Source organism: Streptomyces diversicolor (genome assembly GCF_057537855.1).
On record NZ_BAAJXA010000002.1, the window covers coordinates 318263 to 336181 of the forward strand.

The 17919-nt window shown below is 69.5% G+C and carries 16 protein-coding genes and 1 pseudogene; 10 read left to right on the forward strand and 7 right to left on the reverse strand.

Annotated features, from left to right (window positions below; genetic code table 11):
* The first annotated feature begins 27 nt into the window (after positions 1–27).
* A complete protein-coding gene (locus AC27LF_RS03320; RefSeq protein WP_479655933.1) occupies positions 28–903 on the forward strand; it encodes an LLM class F420-dependent oxidoreductase in 876 nt (291 codons plus the stop codon).
* A 140-nt stretch (positions 904–1043) separates the two neighbouring features.
* On the opposite strand, the gene AC27LF_RS03325 is transcribed toward AC27LF_RS03320, so the two are convergent.
* From AC27LF_RS03325 to AC27LF_RS03335, 3 genes are all read right to left on the reverse strand, one after another.
* Positions 1044–1772: a YidC/Oxa1 family membrane protein insertase gene (locus tag AC27LF_RS03325; protein ID WP_479655932.1), complete on the reverse strand. Its 729-nt coding sequence runs from the start codon at positions 1770–1772 to the stop codon at positions 1044–1046.
* Positions 1773–1935: 163 nt separating this feature from the next.
* Entirely contained in the window at positions 1936–2247 is a 312-nt protein-coding gene (locus AC27LF_RS03330) for a DUF6412 domain-containing protein (RefSeq protein WP_479655931.1), read from the reverse strand.
* A gap of 134 nt (positions 2248–2381) precedes the next feature.
* Positions 2382–2927, reverse strand: coding sequence for a winged helix-turn-helix transcriptional regulator (locus tag AC27LF_RS03335; RefSeq protein ID WP_479655930.1), 546 nt, complete (start codon positions 2925–2927; stop codon positions 2382–2384).
* Positions 2928–3101: 174 nt separating this feature from the next.
* On the opposite strand from AC27LF_RS03335, the gene AC27LF_RS03340 reads away from it, so the two are divergent.
* On the forward strand, positions 3102–4457 hold the full coding sequence (locus AC27LF_RS03340; protein ID WP_479655929.1) for an MFS transporter: 1356 nt from the start codon (positions 3102–3104) through the stop codon (positions 4455–4457).
* A gap of 695 nt (positions 4458–5152) precedes the next feature.
* On the opposite strand, the gene AC27LF_RS03345 is transcribed toward AC27LF_RS03340, so the two are convergent.
* A complete protein-coding gene (locus tag AC27LF_RS03345; protein WP_479655928.1) occupies positions 5153–5956 on the reverse strand; it encodes a class E sortase in 804 nt (267 codons plus the stop codon).
* Positions 5957–6312: 356 nt separating this feature from the next.
* Here AC27LF_RS03345 and AC27LF_RS03350 point away from each other — a divergent pair, with 356 nt between their 5' ends.
* Both AC27LF_RS03350 and AC27LF_RS03355 read left to right on the forward strand, forming a co-directional pair.
* The gene (locus tag AC27LF_RS03350; RefSeq protein ID WP_479655927.1) at positions 6313–7329 is read left to right on the forward strand and encodes an SEC-C domain-containing protein; all 1017 of its coding nucleotides are present in this window, start codon (positions 6313–6315) and stop codon (positions 7327–7329) included.
* Between the two features lie 11 nt (positions 7330–7340).
* Positions 7341–7682 (forward strand): annotated as a pseudogene (locus AC27LF_RS03355) (HD domain-containing protein); the annotation flags it as partial.
* Between the two features lie 64 nt (positions 7683–7746).
* On the opposite strand, the gene AC27LF_RS03360 reads toward AC27LF_RS03355, so the two are convergent.
* Positions 7747–8730, reverse strand: coding sequence for a YDG/SRA domain-containing protein (locus AC27LF_RS03360; protein WP_479655926.1), 984 nt, complete (start codon positions 8728–8730; stop codon positions 7747–7749).
* A 172-nt stretch (positions 8731–8902) separates the two neighbouring features.
* Between AC27LF_RS03360 and AC27LF_RS03365 the strand changes: the two genes are divergently transcribed.
* From AC27LF_RS03365 to AC27LF_RS03385, 5 genes are all read left to right on the forward strand, one after another.
* Positions 8903–12064, forward strand: coding sequence for a DEAD/DEAH box helicase (locus tag AC27LF_RS03365; protein ID WP_479655925.1), 3162 nt, complete (start codon positions 8903–8905; stop codon positions 12062–12064).
* A 399-nt stretch (positions 12065–12463) separates the two neighbouring features.
* The gene (locus AC27LF_RS03370; protein WP_479655924.1) at positions 12464–12760 is read left to right on the forward strand and encodes a DUF6247 family protein; all 297 of its coding nucleotides are present in this window, start codon (positions 12464–12466) and stop codon (positions 12758–12760) included.
* Positions 12757–13044 (forward strand): hypothetical protein, encoded by a 288-nt coding sequence (locus AC27LF_RS03375; RefSeq protein WP_479655923.1) that lies wholly within the window; start codon positions 12757–12759, stop codon positions 13042–13044. The genes AC27LF_RS03370 and AC27LF_RS03375 overlap by 4 nt, the downstream gene beginning before the upstream one ends.
* Positions 13045–13161: 117 nt before the next feature.
* Positions 13162–13704 (forward strand): MOSC domain-containing protein, encoded by a 543-nt coding sequence (locus AC27LF_RS03380; protein ID WP_479655922.1) that lies wholly within the window; start codon positions 13162–13164, stop codon positions 13702–13704.
* A gap of 271 nt (positions 13705–13975) precedes the next feature.
* A complete protein-coding gene (locus AC27LF_RS03385; RefSeq protein WP_479655921.1) occupies positions 13976–14278 on the forward strand; it encodes a hypothetical protein in 303 nt (100 codons plus the stop codon).
* Positions 14279–14727: 449 nt separating this feature from the next.
* On the opposite strand, the gene AC27LF_RS03390 is transcribed toward AC27LF_RS03385, so the two are convergent.
* Positions 14728–15702 carry a GlxA family transcriptional regulator gene (locus tag AC27LF_RS03390; RefSeq protein ID WP_479655920.1) on the reverse strand — a complete coding sequence of 325 codons (975 nt, stop codon included), beginning with the start codon at positions 15700–15702 and terminating at the stop codon, positions 14728–14730.
* Positions 15703–15853: 151 nt separating this feature from the next.
* Between AC27LF_RS03390 and AC27LF_RS03395 the strand changes: the two genes are divergently transcribed.
* Complete coding sequence (locus AC27LF_RS03395; RefSeq protein ID WP_479655919.1) at positions 15854–16303, forward strand: hypothetical protein; 450 nt, start codon at positions 15854–15856, stop codon at positions 16301–16303.
* 115 nt (positions 16304–16418) lie between these two features.
* On the opposite strand, the gene AC27LF_RS03400 is transcribed toward AC27LF_RS03395, so the two are convergent.
* A complete protein-coding gene (locus AC27LF_RS03400; RefSeq protein WP_479655918.1) occupies positions 16419–17870 on the reverse strand; it encodes an MFS transporter in 1452 nt (483 codons plus the stop codon).
* Positions 17871–17919: the final 49 nt, after the last annotated feature.

Consider the following 17919-nt stretch of genomic DNA (forward strand, 5'->3'; position numbering starts at 1 on the left):
TGACATCCACCCGGAGGGAACGGAACCATGAGCACCGCCCTGAAGGAAAAGGTCGGCCGGTACGGCATCTGGAGCATCGGACTGCGCTCGGAGGAACCGGGCCTGCGCACCGAACTCGCCGAGGCCGCCGCCGAACTGGAACAGCTCGGGTTCGGCGCGGTCTGGCTGGGCGGCAACAGCGCCCCGCGGCACGCCCTGCCGCTGCTGGCGGCCACCTCGCGGCTCACCGTCGGCACCAGCATCCAGAGCATCTGGGACTACGACGCCGCAACCAGCGCCGCGGGCTTCACCGAGGTGGAGTCCGCGCACCCGGGCCGTTTCCTGCTCGGCCTCGGGGTGAGCCACGCCAGGCTCGCCGAGCAGTACCGCCGCCCGTACTCGGCCCTGGTCGCCTATCTGGACGAGCTGGACGCGGCCGGGGTGCCCGCCGGGCGCCGGGTCCTGGCCGCGCTCGGCCCGAAGAACCTGGAGCTGACCCGCGACCGGGCGGCCGGCGCGATCCCCTATCTGGTCACCCCCGAGCACACCGCGCGGGCCCGCCGGATCCTGGGCGAAGAGCCCCTGCTGGCACCGGAGTTCAAGGTCGTCCTGGAGAGCGACCCGGACCGCGCCCGGGCCCTGGCCCGGGACACCCTCGCCATGTACCTCACCCTGCCCAACTACACCAACAGCTTCCTGCGGCTCGGCTTCACCGAGGACGACCTGCGAGACGGCGGCAGCGACCGCCTGATCGACGCGCTGTTCGCCTGGGGCGACGCGTCCCGGATCCGCGAGCGCATCGCCGCCTTCCACGAGGCGGGCGCCGACCACGTGGCCCTCCAGGTGATCGACACCACCCCCCGAGGCGCCCTCCCCCGCGAGTCCTGGCGAACCCTGGCCACCCTCCTGAACCAACCCACCTAAAGTCCCCCAGGGACGCGGGGAACCGCCCAACCACCCACACACAACCCGCACCCGAACAACCACCCACACCCCACCCACCCAGGGGCGCGGGGAACTGCGCGACCAGCCACACACAACCCGCACCCAAACAACCACCGCGCTCACCGGTACAGCACGGCCCGTTCGACCGCGCTCCACGTCGTGCTGGTGACCACGTACAACGCGGCGGCCAGCGGCACCACGGCCACGGTCAGCAGCGTGAAGTACGACAGGAACGGCACGACCCGGCCGACCGCCGCGAGCCCGGGGACCGGCCCGGTGCCGGCCGGCACCGGCGCGTCGGCCGGCACCGGCGCCTCGGCCGCCGTCATCCGCTTCGTCCGCCGGTAGGCGAACGTCGCGACGGCGGCGACGACGGCGAACAGGACGAAATACACGGTGCCCGCCGCACCGAACGGGCCGCCGTCGGCGAGGGCGTCCGCCCACCGTCCGCCGAGCGGCGCGGCGAACAGCTCGTGCGTGAGCAGCCCGTTGGTCCGGCCGCCGATCGTCGTGCTGGAGAACAGGTGGTAGAGGAGGAAGAAGGCGGGCAGCTGCAACAGGCCGGGCAGACAGCCGGACAGCGGCGACACCTTCTCCTCGGCGTGCAGTTCCAGCACGGCCTGCTGGAACGCGCGCGGGTCCTTGCCGTGCCTCTCGCGGAGTTCGGCGATCCTGGGCTGGAGCGCGGCCCGGGCTCGCTGCCCGCGCGCCGCCGCCCGGGACAGCGGATGCACCAGCAGCCGTACGAGCGCGGTGAACAGGACGATCGCGGCGGCGGCAGCGGAGTCGTGGAAGAGCGGTGCGAGCAGTTCGGCGAGCCGCTCGACGAGGCTGGCGAAAACGGACATGGGTGAGCCCTCCGTGGGGTCTCGTCGTGCCGGGGGATGGATGTGCGTGGCGGCATGACGGCCCGCGCGGGGTCACGTACGTGTCCGGGTGTCCCGGGTGTCCGGGGTGTCCCAGGTGTTCCCGGTGTTCCGAGTTCGCGGTGTCCGGGTGTCCGGGTGAGCCCTACGCGGTGGTCGCCGTGAGGGCGTGCCCGGGTGCCCTGGGCCGTGGCCGGCCCGAGGCGTCGGGGTCCCGCTGCGGCAGGAAGGCCGTGCGGCGGGCCCGGTCACGGATGGCCGTACGGACCCGGGTCGGCGCTACGGCGGGGGCGCAACGGGCGGCTGTCAGGACGCAGACGGCGAGCGCGGACGCCGCGGCGGCGGTCGCGGCGAGCGCGACCGTGGCGGACAGCGCGCCGGTGTCGAGCAGGGCGACTTCCAGCAGCAGGAGCAGGAGGACGGCGGCGGGACGCAGGGCGGACCGGCTGCGGACCATCGATCACCCCTCCCCTCGCGCGCTCATGCGTACCGTACTGCCGACCGTGCTGTCAGTCGTACCCCGATCCCCGTCGTACCCGCTGTCGTACCCGATCCCCGCCTGCGCGGGCTCCCCTACGCGGGCTCCCCTGCCTACGCGGGCTCGCCCGGCTGACCGGGCTCGATCACCAGCGGCTCCAGCAGCCGTTTCGGCTTCAGGAGCGCCCGGCTGACCGGATCGGCCGGGTCGGGGTCGAGTCCGGGACCCGGCACGAGGACAACGTCCCCGACGGGCACGATGGTTCCGCAGGCCGGGCATTCGCCGTAGGGCCCGAGTTCCGTACCGCAGTCCGCGTGCTCGAACGCGCGCAGCCGCGTGTCCATGAGGTGGTCGCGGCCCCACAGCCCGAGGGCCCGCAGCGCCGGCCAGAGCGCGGCGCCGCGCTCGGTCACGACGTACTCGTCCCGCGGCGGCGACTCCTGGTAGCGGCGCCGGTCGAGGATGCCCTCCTCGGTCAGCGTCTTGAGCCGGGCCGACAGGACGGCGCGCGGGATGCCGAGGTGGCCGAGGAAGTCGTTGTAGCGCCGGACGCCGTAGATCGCGTCGCGGACGACGAGCAGCGTCCAGCGTTCGCCGACGACCTCCAGCGCGCGGGCGATGGAGCACTCCTGTGTCGCGTAGTCCTTGCCCAGTGCCATGGAGACCACCTTAGCCACTTTCCGACGCCTTGGTTCAATGACCGAACCGACAGTGTTACGGTGGCGCGCATGGATAGGTTCAATGAAAGAACCATCACGGGCGCGACCTCCCGGAGCACCCCGCCCGGCACGCACACGGCGCACGCGACGCACGCGGCGGACTCTGTGGACTCTGTGGAGTCGACTGCGTCGCCCCCGCGCCCCCGGCCGACCGCCACCCTGGCCCTGACCAGCGCCGCGACCGCGGTGGCCCTGATGACGTACACGGCGCCGATGGTCACGCTGCCGGACACCGCGGCGGCCCTGCACACCCCCCTGTCCGCCCAGGCGTGGCTCCTGAACGGCGCCCCGCTGGGCCTCGCCGCGCTGCTCCTGGTGGCCGGCAGCCTCGCCGACGACTACGGCCGCCGCCGGGTCTTCCTCGGCGGCACGCTGGCCCTCGGCATCACCACGGCCCTGGGCGGCCTGACGACGTCGACCTGGGCCTTCACCCTGGCCCGCGTCGCCCAGGGCGCGGCCAGCGCGGCGCTCCTGGCGAGCAGTCTGGGCCTGCTGGTGGCGGCGTACCCGAGCCCGCGCGGGCGGCTGCACGCGACCGGCGTGTGGGGCGCGTTCGTGAGCGGCGGCATCGCGGTCGGCCCGCTGGTCTCCGGCGCGCTGCCCGACTGGCGAGTGGCGTACGGCGTCCTGGGCGCGGCGGCGCTGCTCGTCGCGGGGCTCGGCGTCCGTGTGCTGTCCGAGTCACGCTCGCCCAGGGGCGGCCGGCCGGACACCGCCGGGGCCACGGCCTTCGGGCTTGCGCTGGTCGCCCTCGTCGCGGCGCTCACCCTGGGCCGGGACGGCTGGCTGCGGGCGCCGGTGGGGCTGCTGCTGGCGGCGACCGTGGTGCTGGGCGGCGTCTTCACGGTCGTGGAGCGGCGGGTACGCACCCCGATGATCGACCTCGGCCTGCTGCGCAGCCCCCGCTTCCTGGCGTCCTCGGCCGGCGGCCTGTTCACCGGGCTGACGGTGATCGGTCTGTTCAGCTACCTCCCGGCGCTGATGCAGCAGACGCTGCACCTGTCGCCGATGAACACGGCATGGCTGATCCTGCTCTGGTCCGGGCTGTCCTTCGCGGTGGCGCTCCAGGCGAAGCGCCTGTCCGGACGCGTGCCGCCGCGCGGCCAACTGGCGGTCGGCTTCCTGCTCCACGCGGTCGGCGTGGTCACGATGCTGGGCGCGCTGGACACGGACTCCTGGGTCCGGCTGCTGCCGGGACTGGTGCTCGGCGGGGTGGGCAGCGGCCTGCTGAACGCGGCGCTTCCGCTGCTGGCGGTGGAGTCGGTACCGGTCGAGCGGGCGGCGATGGGTTCGGGCGCCCAGCAGACGTTCCGCTACATCGGCTCCTGCGCGGGCGTGGCCCTGACCATCGCCCTGGCCACGTCCTCCGGCGGGGGCCTGTCCCATGGCGCGGACGTGGCCATGGTGGTGTCGGCGGGCCTGGCGGTGGCGGGCGCGGCAAGCGTGCTGGCACTCCGGGAGCGGGGGTGACCCGAGCGCTTGATCAACAAGCGGGACCGGGAGGCCCGAGCTTGTGTTCAACAGGCGGGACCGGGAGGCCCGAGCCTGTGTTCAACAGGCGGAAACTGGGATGGCCGTCGCCTGTGCTCAGCAGGCGGGACCGGGGACAATCCGAGCCCGTGATCAACAGGCGGGGCCGGGGCTGACCCGACTCTGTTCTCGGCAAACGGGACCGGGGGCGGCGCGAGCCTGTGCCCAGCAGGCGGGACCGGATCCGGCGGGCGGCGGCTGCGGCTGCGGCTGCGGCTGCGGCGCCCAACGCGACGGTCGCCACCCGCCGAGGGGATCACGCCAGGCTCGCCAGGGGGCGCCCGCGAGAGCTGCGCCCGCAGGGGCCGTACCCGCCAGGGGCGTGTTGGCCGGGGTCCGTGCCCGTCGGGGGCCGTACTCGGGGCGGCCGTACCCACCGGGAGGCCGTACCCGAGGGGCCGTACCCGAGGGGGCCGTACCCACCAGGAGGCCCTACCCCCAGGGGAGCCGTACTCGGGGCGGCCGTACCCGAGGGGCCGTACCCGAGGGGACCGTACCCACCAGGAGGCCCTACCCCCAGGGGAGCCGTACCCGAGGGGGAGCCGTACTCCCAAGGGAGCCGTACCCACCGGGAAGCCGTACCGCCGAGGGAGCCGCAGTACCGTTGGGTAGCTCGCGGGCGGGCGACCCGTCCGTCACCGGGACCGCGGTCGCATCGACAGCAGCTTTCCCCACACCACCATCCGGTACCGGGAGGTGAACTCCGGGGTGCATGTGGTCAGGGTGATGTAGTAGCCCGGCTCGGCATAGCCGTACCCGGGCCTCACGACCGAGCGCGGCACCGGCCGCAGGACGCCCGCGTCACGCGCCGACGTGCGCGGCAGGATCGTGTCGACGGCGTACGTGTACGTCGCCGCGCCCGTCTCCACCTCGATCGTGTCCGCGACCCGCAGCCGGGGCAGCCGGCGGAACGGCTCGCCATGCGTGTTCCGGTGCCCGGCGATCGCGAAGTTGCCTGCCTGGCCCGGCTGTTGGGTGCCGGGATAGTGGCCAACGTACCCCTTGTCGAGCACACCCCGCCGGTCGACGCCCTCGGCGACCGGCACCCGCAGCCCCAGCCGCGGAACGGTCAGCACGGCGTACGCCTGGGAGCGGCCGGGCCGGGACGCACCGGCGACGGTGTACGACCGCTGCCGTTCCCCGGCACCCGAAGGACTCGCCGACGGCGCGGCCGACGCGGTCGGCGCCGCCGGAACCGTGCCGAGGTCCGCGGGGCCGCCGGCGTCCCACTCCCGCTCCAGCGCCTGCACCTTCCGCTCGGCCCCCTGTCTGGCCTCCCGGTTCGTCCACCACATCTGGTGCGCGACGAGCAGCAGCAGGACGACCCCGACGGTCACCAGGGCCTCGCCCCCGCCCCACAGCACCCGTCGGCGCCGGGCACGCCGCCGCCGCGTGCCGTCGGCCACGACCGGCACCCCGCGCACACCGAAAGCCCGCATACGCACATCCGCCTCCCACCGCGCCCACCCCCGAAGCCACTGCCCGCGCCCCACCACCCACACCGCCGAAGCCACCGGCAGCGCACCCAAGCCACCGGCACCGCGCCCAAGCCGCACCGCTGCCGCCCGCACGCCGCCCGCACGATAGGCGCACCCCCGCCAACTCACCAGAGCCACGCCCCAACTACCCGCACCCCACCACCGAAGCCCTCGCGCCACCGACGCCACCGGCACTCACCCCGCCCCGCCCGGCGTAGAGGCACCCCTCCTCCCAGCGCCGCTGCCCCCTCCGCCCTCCCCGTGCCGGTCCCTGGGCGCCGCCCTCGCCGTCGGTCATCGGCAGTACGGTGTCCCCCATGCGCCCCGACACGCCTGCCGAGAACGTCGACCACACCGCCGAAGCGGCACGCCTGGAACGGACCGCCGGCCTGTATCCCGAGGACGCCGAGGCCCTGCTCCTACAGGCCGCGGCCCACCTGGAACTCGCCGGCGACCGCCCCGCCGCGACCGCGCTCTACGACCGCCTGCTGTCCGCCCCGAACCCCCTGGAGACGCCCCACCTGGTAAGGGCCCTGAAGGCGGCCAACCTCTGGGAGTACGGCCACGAGGCGGAGGCCCGCGCGATCATCGAGGGCGTCCGCACCGCCGCCCCCCGCGACCCGGCGCCCTGGGTGATCGTGGCGGAGGCCCTGGAGTCCCACGACGAGCTGGAAGCGGCACACGACGCGTTCACACAGGGCGCGACGCTGCTCCTGACGGACGTCCCGGAACCCCCGTACGCCACGCACCCCCTCCTCTTCGGCCGCCACCGCGTCCGCCGGATGCTGGGCGCGGCCCACGACGACTGGGACACCCTGGCCGACACCCTCCACTCCGCCTCGGTGTCCCTGGACGAACTCCACGACCCCAAACGCGTGTGGTCGCTCGGCTCGGACAACCCGGCGGAGCTGGAGGCCGAGATCTCCCGCCTCCGCGCCGAACTCGACGCCCACCGCGAGGCCCTGTCCCGCCCGTTCCCGGTGGCGGTCCTGCACTGGCCGGCCGCGGAACTGGCGGAGTTGCTGTCCGCCTACCCGTCCCTCGGCGCCGAGTACCCGTCCCACGAACAACACCTGACGACCATAGAGTCCGCCCTGCGCGAGCTGGCCTCCTCCGGAACGGCCAACCTGGGCATCGTCACGGGCACGGTCCCCTCCTACGAGGCGTTCGCGGCGTCGGAGGGCTCACCCCCTGAATACGTGCCGCTGCTGCCGCAGTACGCGACGACGCTGGCGGCGAGGGGGAGGGCAGTGACTTGGCCGCCGGAGAAGGGGACGGGGTGTTGGTGCGGGACAGGGCAGAACTATGAGAAGTGCCACGGCACTGGGGTATGAGCCACCCGGCCATGAACGAGTCGACAGTGGAATGGGCCCAGCGTGTGAGGAGGGCTGAACTCTCGGCTGAACTTCCCAGGAGGTGGGCCCATTCGCTCGGCGTGGCCGGGCGCACTGCCGGACTTGACCGTGTCGTTGGAGAAGACGCTGACCTACTGGTAGCCGCCGCGACGCTGCACGACGTGGGGTACGCGTCCCGTCTTGGGGCAACAGGGTTTCATCCGCTGGACGCGGCGCGGTTCCTTCGCGACGAGTAGGTTGCGGACGAGCGCCTGGTGCGATTGATGGCGAACCACTCCTTCGCGCTGGTGGAGGCCGAGGAGCGCGGGCTCCGGGATGTGTTGGAGGCCGAGGTCGCCGTGACGCGCTGTCTATGACCCGCCGATTGCAGAGTGCAGTGCAGAGGAAAGGCGGCCTCTACTGCTTCTCCCACCACTCGCGGTGGTAACGGATGTAATCCGGATGCACTCGATGCCAGCCCTTGGTCTTAAGTTTCGAAAAGAGCACCTCTCCGAACATTGCGGCGCGCACGGTGATGGACAAATCCTCGTCCATCACTACCGCTCCAACGTCCAGCCGAACATGACAGTTCGGACAAACGCACAGGATGTTCTGTTCCACATCGGGACCGTTGTGCGGTTTACCGAGTGGCCTTATGTGTGCACCCTGGCTATGCACTGTGCCATCCGGTCCAAGCAAACGGCACCCGCAGAGTTGACACTCTCCGCCGTAAAGTTCCTTGACTCGTCGTGCTGTCGCCACACTTCGCATCAAGCGCTGAACCGACGCAGTCCGAACTTCTGGATATCTCTCCTCACCTGACTGCGTTGAAAGATCTTCCAACTCTTCCAGAGCCTTAGCAACACGAGCTTCTGGAGCTGCATGTCCTTGCTCAGACTCGGGTAGACGTTCCAGATCGAACTGGCAAATCTCGATGTCACTACCATCCGGCGCAGGAAACTTTGACAAGGCTGTGCGAATTGCCACAATCCGATACAAGCCATCATACCTATAGCCCTTGGCAGGGGAATAGCGCTTATCGCCTTCATAGCCACGAATCACACGGATCTCATAACCTCGCTCAAAGCTGAGCCTGAGAGCCGCATTATCGCTGTGCGACCACGATTGACTACGGAGCAGATGCCCAGTGCTTGAGTCTCGATCCTTTCCATCCGATGCACCCGTATAACGCATGTGGGTCCACTGGTCGTCATCGTCGATGTATCCGCCATTGAGAACGATCGCATCAGCAACTCGCCGGCCATCCTTTTTATCTATAAGCGAAGATATTCCCTTTTGGTTAGCTTGATGCAGTTTGGCATCTTTTACATCCATTCGACTGCCGAAGTGAGCTCCCGGGATAACACCTTCGATACGACCGATGACACGCTCGATTCCCATAGGTCCATACTTGATCGAAATAGATCAAGTATGTCAACAAGTAATCGGTTGTGGCTGGTCACAGCGCCCTGTGAACGGAAAGCCTCGGCTCCTGGCGCCCCGTACTCTCGCCCCGGTGTCAGCGCCTTCTGTTACACATGTGGCAAGCTGCCCAACCGAGCGGGGGTCTGGCATGGTCGAATCAGAAGAGTCGTCGCAGCCCTCCGAGGGGTTGTACGAGCAACTGATCACGCTACGCCTCCAACAACAGTTGAAGGAGCTCACCGGCCTCGGCTGGCGGCCCGTGAGCGACGCAGTAGGTCCAGAGTCGGTGCCATACGTGCTGGCTCGACATGTCGCGAGCACAGTTCAGCGCGTACTACAAAACCTTCCGGCCGGCGAACGGGTCTACGCGGCCAACCACATCCTCGACTCGATCAGCACACTCGAAGGTGCCCAGGAGTGGGTGGACCTGATCGCCGACGGCCCCAGCCAACTCCTCGCCCTGACACGGCAAGAGGCACCGGGCGTCTTCGCCGTACGGCCGGGCATTCCGCTCTCGGAAACGGCACTCCTGACCAACGCGCCTGAAGACCCGAGCCTCGGCTTCGAACTGCGTACCGAACTCGCCACAGCTGACCACGTCGACCTGCTCTGTGCCTTCGTGAAGTGGCATGGACTGCGGATCATCGAGCAGTCGCTGAAGGCGGCCCATGCGCGAGGTGTGCCGATTCGGGTCATCACCACGACCTATCTCGGGGCCACTGAACGGCGCGCACTGGACCGGTTGGTGGAAGAATTCAACGCCCGGGTCAAGGTCAACTACGAGACTCGGTCCACGCGCCTACACGCCAAGGCTTGGCTGTTCCGCCGTAACAGCCGCTACGACACCGCCTACGTCGGCAGCTCCAATCTGTCCAAAGCGGCACTGCTCGACGGTCTGGAGTGGAACGTACGGCTGTCCTCCGTCGCCACGCCGGACGTACTACGCAAGTTCGAAGCCACCTTCGATGCCTACTGGAGTGATCCGTCCTTTGAGACATACGACCCCGACGCCGACGGCCACCATCTCCAGGAAGCGTTGGCAATCGCAGCCGGTACGTCCTCGGCTCACGCTGCCGAGCGCAGGATCACGCTGTCCGGTCTGGAAGTTCGGCCGTATTCGCACCAGCGTGACATGTTGGAGCGGCTGGAAGTCGAGCGGGAGGTACACGGCAGGCATCGGAACCTCCTCGTCGCTGCTACCGGCACAGGCAAGACGGTCATGGCCGCTCTCGACTACAAGCAGTTGCGAAAGAAACACGGTCGTGACCTGAGTATCCTCTTCGTCGCTCACCGCAAGGAGATCCTTCAGCAATCCCTTCGGACCTATCAAGACGTCCTGGTCGACGCGAACTTCGGTGAGTCCTTCCACAGCGGTGAGATTCCGGAGCGTTGGACACATGTCTTCGCTAGCGTGCAGTCCTTGAATGCGCGAGCTCTCGATCGACTCGCACCCGATCACTTCGACGTGATCGTAATCGATGAATTCCACCACGGTACATCACCGACGTACCGGAAAATTCTTGATCACTTCGAACCGTTGGAGCTGCTCGGGCTCACAGCGACGCCTGAGCGCATGGATGGGAAGAACATCCAGGACGAGTTCTTCGATGGACGGATCGCCGCTGAGATGCGCCTGTGGGAGGCGCTGGAGAATGATCTCCTGACCCCCTTCCACTACTTCGGCATCAGTGACAACACCGATCTGAGCGCGGTGGCGTGGAAGCGAGGGGCGTACGATCCGAGCGCGCTGAGCGACAGGCTGTCGAGCGATGACAGGCGCGCGAGGCTGGTTGTCAAGGCTGTACAGGAGAAGATCTCTAATCCGGATGCCATGCGGGCCTTGGGTTTCTGCGTATCAGTGGCACACGCACACTTCATGGCAGAGTCGTTCCGTACCGCCGGGATCAGCGCCATCGCCTTGTCCGGCGAGACTCCCGCTGAGCAGCGCAAGCAAGCATTGGACGACCTGAGTTCAGGTGTACTACAAGTGATCTTCTCGGTCGACCTCTTCAACGAAGGGCTCGACCTTCCTGATGTAGACACTCTACTTTTGCTCCGCCCGACCTCCAGCGTCACGGTGTTCCTGCAACAACTCGGCCGGGGTCTCCGTCGCTCTGAGGACAAGGCCGTACTCACGGTGCTCGACTTCATCGGTCAACACCGCAAGGAATTTCGTTTCGAGAACCAGTTCCGAGCACTCACCAACTTGACGCGCAAACGCCTCCTTGAGAACATCGCGCACGACTTTCCTCAGCTCCCGTCGGGCTGTGAAATCCTACTTGAGGAGAAGGCGAAGAAAACCATCATCGACAACATCAAAGAGCAGATCGGGGTTAACGTCACAGCGCTCGCCCGCGAAGTCGCCAGCTACGCAGAACCAATGCTCAACCGGTACCTGGACGAGAGTGGCCGCGAGCTCAAGGAGCTCTACCGCGGCAACGGCAACTCTTGGACTGGGCTCCTGCGTCGCTCTGGGCTACTCAAGGGCGACCCATCCGAAGGCGAATCAGCACTCCTCAAGCGCGTCGCGGCGTTCCTCCACGTCGACGACCCCGCACGCGTGGCCGCCTACACCCAGATGTTGGAAGATGACGCTCCCGCCTACGGGGAGCTCGACGAGCAGGGCCAGGCATACGCCCGCATGCTCTTCTTTCAGCTGTGGCCGCTCGGCGGCATCACGCGCAAGGGATTCGCAAGCTACGACGCAGGATTCGCGACTCTACGCAAGCAGCAAGCTGTCCGGAGCGAGCTGCGTCAAGTGCTGGAGTACAACCTGGCCCACACAGAACACGTACCGATCCCTCTCCAGGGGATCGGCAGCCAGATCAGCACCCCGCTAACCGTGCACGCCTCCTACAGTCGCGAGGAAATCCTCCCGGCCCTCGACCAGTCCACTATCGGTGGTTTCATGCCGGGGGACTTCCGCGAGGGGGTGAAGTGGTGCGAGTCGATCAAAACTGATGCTCTCCTAATCACCCTGGAAAAGGATGAGCGGGATTTCTCACCACAGACCCGTTACCACGACTACGCACAGAGCGAGACTCTCTTCCACTGGGAGTCACAGAACCAGACGTCGGCCACCTCTCCCACTGGCCTGCGCTATCAGCACCACGCTGCTGAGGGCAGCCATGTACTGCTCTTTGTTCGCCGCTACAAGAGCACGGACATAGGTAGTCCGCAGCCGTGGATGCTGCTCGGTCCAGCTGAGTACGTCGAGCACACCGGGAGCAAGCCGATGGCGATTACATGGAAGCTCAAACATGAGATCCCGGCAGACGTTTGGGCGTACTCATCGATCGCAGGAGGGTAACCCGCCACGGCGGTTTATTAACGTCACCGAACCTGCGAGCACGGGACACACCGTGTGAAAGCAGGTCAAAGGCACGCCCGTGTCCATCTCACACCAAGTGACTTTGCGGTCGGCCCGTAGTTCGACGCCCCAGCGGTCGGCGATGGCACCGACGAGCACCACCCCGCGGCCGGCCTCACTGCTCAACTCCGCCTGGATCAGCGTCGACAGGGCACGGGTATCGGGGTCGTGAACCGGTGGTTCACTTCGTCCTACAGCGGCGGCAGCGGGGAAGAGGCGGGGCCGGTCATTACTGTTGGCAGCGGCGCGTGGCAGACCTTCCTTGGTGCTCTCCGCGACGGGAGACGTACCGCTGTAGGACACTCGTCTTAGACCGGCGGAAGCAAGGAGTACTCGATCGTGAGCGCACAGTACGCGGAGACGTCCGGACCTGCGACGCTGCCGTTGAGGACCATCGGTGACATCAGAGCCGCCCTCAGGTCCGGCCATGGCTTTCCCAGCGACCGGGAGTCCTTTGAAGCGGACCTCCAGCACGCGCTGGAGACGTCATCGGAGACGGACCTCAACGCTGTGGCCACCGTGATCGTCGACTATCGGGGCCGAATCCGGCTCTACCAGGACCCCGACTTCGACATCGCCGTACAAGAGGGCATCGACCTCACGGCCAGGTTGAAGCAGGAGGCCCAGGACCGATGAGCGGCGTGATCGCGGCCGTCACGGAGCGGGCCGCCGAGCGAGCGAAGGCTCTCGGGGCCGAGCACGCGTTGGAGAGGCTGCGGCAGGAGCTGGAACAGGTGCCCCGACTCGGGGTCCTGCTCGGGCTTCCCGGTCATGACGGTACAGAAGTCCGCAAGACGAGAATCGAACCCCATGGCAGCGTTCCGGGGCTGGCAGTGGCGTACGTATACACGCCAGCGCCACCGCCGCCTACCGTGGCCATTGTCTCGCTGACGCCGGACGACGGAGTTGCCTCCGATTGATTTCGGGCGTCTGACGTCGCCAACGCTGCGTGCGGTGCAGTGAGCCGCCGGATTCGCGGGCCAAGGTCGCTTGGACGCCGCGGGGGTAGGGTCTCGGTGACGTGAGGGGGTCGGTTTATGCGGGGCACGGTCATAGCTGTCAGTTGTAATGGGGTGTACTCGTTCACCAAGCCGAAGCGGGAGAGCATCACGCTGCTTGCCGGGCTCGGGGTCGAAGGGGACGTGCATTCCGGGGTGACCGTGAAGCATCGGTCGCGGGTCGCGCAGGATCCCACGCAACCGAATCTCCGGCAGGTGCACCTCATGCACGAGGAGCTGTTCGAGGAGGTCGGCGCGGCCGGGTTCCGGGTGGGGCCCGGGGAGTTGGGGGAGAACATCACCACCCGGGGCATCGACCTGCTGAGGCTGCCCGTGGGGACGCTCCTGCGGATCGGCGACGCGGCCGTGGTCGAGGTGACCGGGCTGCGCAATCCGTGTGTGCAGATCGACGCCTTCCAGGCCGGGTTGCTGAAACAGGTCGTCGGGCGGGACGCGGACGGCAACCTCGTGCGCAAGGCCGGCATCATGAGCATCGTGAAGACGGGCGGCCTGGTGCGGCCGGGCGATGTCATCGAGGCGGAGCGGCCGGCGGGGCCGCATCGGCCGCTGGACCGGGTCTGAAGCGTCATCGGCGCCCTTCCTCGGGGCGGCGTCGGCCCTGACCCGGTGGCTGTCTCGACGGCGGCCCCGGCCCCTGTGGCTGCCTCGCCCCGCCCCGGCCTGCCCATGGGACGGTCCCTGCGTCGGCAGCGGTTTGCCAGGGTGGGGCGCTTCGCCGTCCGGACGGAGTGGTTCGGTACGGGGCCTCCGAAGGTTGACACGCCCTGACTCAGGTTCGGAGAGGTGCGCTGGGCCGGCGTTAGCCTCGGGGCAGTGACACTAGGAGGCAGACATGGCCAAGGTTCCCAGCTCCGTGATCGCCGCGAGCGGGCTCGTCGGGGGGTACGGCGTCGCCCGCTGGACGAAGAAGCGGCAGCTCGGCGGGGTCGTCCTGGCCGTCGCGGGGGCCGCCGCCGCCCAGCAGTGGCACAAGGCCGCCGGGCCCAGGGCGGCGGGCGCGCTCGGTGCCGCCTACGTCGCCGCCTTCGCCGGGTCGCATCCGCTGGCCAAGAAGGTCGGCGCCTGGCCGTCCGTGTTCGGGGTCGCCGGCGCCGTCGCCCTGGCCTCCTGGGCCATCGCCGACCGCCGCGCCTGAGCCCCGGCCCCGCCCCGCAGCCCCGGCCCTGACGCGCGGTATCGGTCCGGACACCGGTACGCAACACCCTTCGTACCGCCCGAGCCCGGCTCCTGCCGTATCGGCCGTATCGAACGGCGGTCGCCGCGCCTGAGCCCCGGCCCCAGCCCCGGCGCGCGGTACCGCTCCGGACACCGGTCCGCAACACCCTTCGTACCGCCCGAGCCCCGCTCCCGCCGTATCCATCCGCGGAACCGACCAGCGCTACCGCTCCCGGGCACATCAGACCACCCGCGCCCTGCCCCGCCGTACCCATCCAGGCACCCGTACGCAGCCCTCCGGACCATCTGAGTCGGCCCCCCGCGGTACCGGTCCGCGGCATCGCTCCGGGCACACCCGTACGCCCCCTCCGGCGACCTGAGCCCTGGCTGCCGTGCCGATCCAGGCACCCATAGGCCCGCCCTCGGTTGTCAGGTCGTGCCGGCCCCGGCAGGGGCACCGCCCCGGGAGCGGAACGCCCGGCGGTACGCCTGGGGGCTCGTCCCGACCACCCGCCTGAACCGTTCCCGGAACGCCGTCGGGGAGCCGAAACCCGCCTGGTGCGCGATGCGTTCGACCGGGTGCGCGGTCGTCTCCAGCAGGTGCTGCGCGCGCCGCACCCGCGCCCGGTGCAGCCACTGCAGCGGGGTCGTGCCGGTCTGCTCGCGGAAGCGGCGGTTCAGGGTGCGGGTGCTCATGCCCGCCTTCGCGGCCACCTCCTCCAGGGTGAGGTCCTGGTCGCAGTGGTCCTCCAGCCACTCAAGGAGCGGTTCCAGGGTGGCGCCGGCGGGGGCCGGGGGCAGCTCGTGGACGATGAACTGGGCCTGGCCGCCCTCCCGTTCGAGCGGCATGACGCACATGCGGGCCGCGTGCGCGGCGACCGCGGAGCCGTAGTCCTTGCGGATCATGTGCAGGCACATGTCCATTCCGGCGGCGGCGCCCGCCGAGGTGAGGAACTGGCCGTTGTCGACGTAGAGGACGTTGGGGTCGACGGTGATCTTTGGGTGGCGGGCCGCGAGATGGCGGGCCGCCACCCAGTGCGTCGTGGCGCGCAGGCCGTCCAGCAGGCCCGTCGCCGCGAAGACGAACGCGCCGACGCAGATCGACGCGATGCGCGTGCCGTTCGCCGCAGCGGCGCGCAGCGCCTCGGCCACCCCGGGCGGCAGCGGCACCGTCGGGTCCGCGATCCCGGGCAGGATGATCGTGTCGGCGTCCGCGAGCGCTTCCAGACCGTACGGCGCCCGCACGCTGAACGCGCCCGCGCTCATCTCGCCCGGCGGTGAGCACACCCGGATCCGGTAGGCCTCGCGGCCGTCCGGCAGCCGGGCCCAGCCGAAGGTGTCGATCGGGGCGGCGATGTCGAAGGGGATGACCTGGTCCAGCGCCAGTACGGCCACGGTGTGCATGGCAGGAACGTAGCGTACGACGGATTGCGGCCAGGCAGGTGGGCCGGGGGAAGCGGGCCGGTTCGGCACGGTGGGGCGGGTGGCGGGAATCCGTTGGTCTCTGGCATTACTGCCACTTCTGCCGGGTCGGCCGGCTGTCTAGCGTCGCCCCGTGACCAAGTTCCTGCTCGCCGTCCATGTCCTGGCCGCCATCGTCGCCATCGGTCCCGTCACCGTCGCCGCCAGCATGTTCCCGCCCGCCGCCCGCCGGGCCCTGGCCGCCCCGGAGGATGTCAGGGCCACCGGGACCGTGGAGCTGCTGCACCGGATCTGCCGGGTGTACGGCGTCGTCGGTGTCGTCGTGCCCGTGTTCGGGTTCGCCACCGCGAGCACCATGGGCGTGCTCGGCAGCGCCTGGCTGATCGTGTCGATCGTGCTGACCGCGCTGGCCGCCGTGGTGCTGGTGGCGCTGGTGCTGCCGCGGCAGGGCGCGCTGGTCGAGGGGACGGGCACGCGGGAGACGACCGTACGGCTCGCCATGTTCACCGGGATCTTCAACATCCTGTGGGCGACGGTGACGGTGCTGATGATCGTCCGCCCGGGTTCGACCACCGGCGCGTGACCCTCCAGCACGGCAGCGCCCCAAAGCTGAGCAAAGGGCCGCGGGGAACCGCGCGACCAGCCACAACGGTGCCGCACACAACCGACGGCACAGCACGGCCCGACCAGCGGAGCGTTCAGGCCGCCGTGAGCGGTCGCGCGATGTCCTCCAGGGCCCGTCGCTGCGCCGGTACCGCGAGGACCGCCGCGACCAGCCCGGCCGCGCACATCAGGCCCGCGCCGACCTGGAAGGCGAGGACCGTGTCGGCGACCTTGCCGGTGCCGGTGAGGTCGGCGAACAGCAGGGGGCCGCTGATCCCGCCGGCCGCGGTGCCGAGGGCGTAGAAGAAGGCGATGCACAGGGCCCGGGTCTCCATGGGGAAGATCTCGGAGACGGTCAGATAGGCGCTGGAGGCGCCCGCCGAGGCGAAGAACAGCACCGCGCACCAGCACGCGGTCAGCGTGCCCGCGTCGAGGGCACCCCGGTCGAACAGCCAGGCCGTGCCGAACAGCAGCAGGCCGGAGAGCAGATACGTCGAGGAGATCATCACCCGGCGGCCCACGGTGTCGAAGAGCTTGCCGAGCAGCAGCGGGCCCAGGAAGTTGCCGGCCGCGATGACGACGAAGTAGTAACCGGTGTGGCCGGTGGGGACGGCGAAGAACGTGGTCAGGATCGCGCCGAAGCCGAAGGTGATCGCGTTGTACAGGAACGCCTGCCCGATGAAGAGGGCGAAGCCGAGGACGGCACGCCTGCGGTAGTCGCTCAGGACGGTGCGGGCGATCTCCCGGAAGCCGATCGCGCGGCGCTGGCGGATGACCAGTTCGCCGTGCGGCTCGGGCAGCGGCTCGCCCCGCTCCGCGGTGACCCGCCGCTCGATGGCGGCGACGATCCGTTCCGCCTCCCGCTCCCGGCCGTGGATGAGCAGCCAGCGCGGGCTCTCCGGGACGTGCCTGCGCACCAGGAGGATGACCAGGGCGAGTACGGCGCCCAGCGCGAACGTCAGCCGCCAGCCGACGTCCGCGGGCAGCAGGTCCGTGTTCAGCGCGACGATCGACAGCAGCGAACCGCCGACCGCGCCCAGCCAGAAGCTGCCGTTGATGAGCAGGTCGACCCGGCCCCGGTAGTACGCCGGGATCAGCTCGTCGATCGCCGAGTTGATGGCCGCGTACTCGCCGCCGATGCCGAAGCCGGTCAGGAAGCGGAACAGGAAGAACCACCAGGCGGCGAAGGAGGCCGCGGTCAGCGCGGTGGCGGCCAGATAGAGCCCCAGGGTGATCATGAAGAGCTTGCGGCGGCCGTAGCGGTCGGTCAGCCGGCCCCAGAAGAGGGCGCCGGAGCAGGCCCCGGCGACATACAGCGCGGCGGCGACCCCGGTGACCTCGCCCGAGGTGATCGGCAGCCCGCTGCCGGGCTCGGACAGCCGGCTCGCGATGTTGCCGACGACCGTGACCTCAAGGCCGTCCAGGATCCATACGGTGCCGAGGCCGAACACGATCCGCCAGTGCCAGCCGGACCAGGGCAGCCGGTCGAGCCGGGCGGGCACGGAGGTGGTGACGGTCCGGCCGGTGGCGGCCTCGGCTGCGGTCATGGGCGCGGCTCCCTCGTCGTCGGTCGCCGCGTCGCCGAGGAGCCCGGCC

What these genes read in the sequence shown, in the direction of transcription:
- AC27LF_RS03320 (WP_479655933.1), top strand. Translation starts at nt 28, where the DNA reads ATGAGCACCGCCCTGAAGGAAAAGGTCGGCCGGTACGGCATCTGGAGC.
- AC27LF_RS03325 (WP_479655932.1), bottom strand. Translation starts at nt 1,772, where the DNA reads ATGTCCGTTTTCGCCAGCCTCGTCGAGCGGCTCGCCGAACTGCTCGCA.
- AC27LF_RS03330 (WP_479655931.1), bottom strand. Translation starts at nt 2,247, where the DNA reads ATGGTCCGCAGCCGGTCCGCCCTGCGTCCCGCCGCCGTCCTCCTGCTC.
- AC27LF_RS03335 (WP_479655930.1), bottom strand. Translation starts at nt 2,927, where the DNA reads ATGGCACTGGGCAAGGACTACGCGACACAGGAGTGCTCCATCGCCCGC.
- AC27LF_RS03345 (WP_479655928.1), bottom strand. Translation starts at nt 5,956, where the DNA reads ATGCGGGCTTTCGGTGTGCGCGGGGTGCCGGTCGTGGCCGACGGCACG.
- AC27LF_RS03350 (WP_479655927.1), top strand. Translation starts at nt 6,313, where the DNA reads ATGCGCCCCGACACGCCTGCCGAGAACGTCGACCACACCGCCGAAGCG.
- AC27LF_RS03360 (WP_479655926.1), bottom strand. Translation starts at nt 8,730, where the DNA reads ATGGGAATCGAGCGTGTCATCGGTCGTATCGAAGGTGTTATCCCGGGA.
- AC27LF_RS03365 (WP_479655925.1), top strand. Translation starts at nt 8,903, where the DNA reads ATGGTCGAATCAGAAGAGTCGTCGCAGCCCTCCGAGGGGTTGTACGAG.
- AC27LF_RS03375 (WP_479655923.1), top strand. Translation starts at nt 12,757, where the DNA reads ATGAGCGGCGTGATCGCGGCCGTCACGGAGCGGGCCGCCGAGCGAGCG.
- AC27LF_RS03380 (WP_479655922.1), top strand. Translation starts at nt 13,162, where the DNA reads ATGCGGGGCACGGTCATAGCTGTCAGTTGTAATGGGGTGTACTCGTTC.
- AC27LF_RS03385 (WP_479655921.1), top strand. Translation starts at nt 13,976, where the DNA reads ATGGCCAAGGTTCCCAGCTCCGTGATCGCCGCGAGCGGGCTCGTCGGG.
- AC27LF_RS03390 (WP_479655920.1), bottom strand. Translation starts at nt 15,702, where the DNA reads ATGCACACCGTGGCCGTACTGGCGCTGGACCAGGTCATCCCCTTCGAC.
- AC27LF_RS03400 (WP_479655918.1), bottom strand. Translation starts at nt 17,870, where the DNA reads ATGACCGCAGCCGAGGCCGCCACCGGCCGGACCGTCACCACCTCCGTG.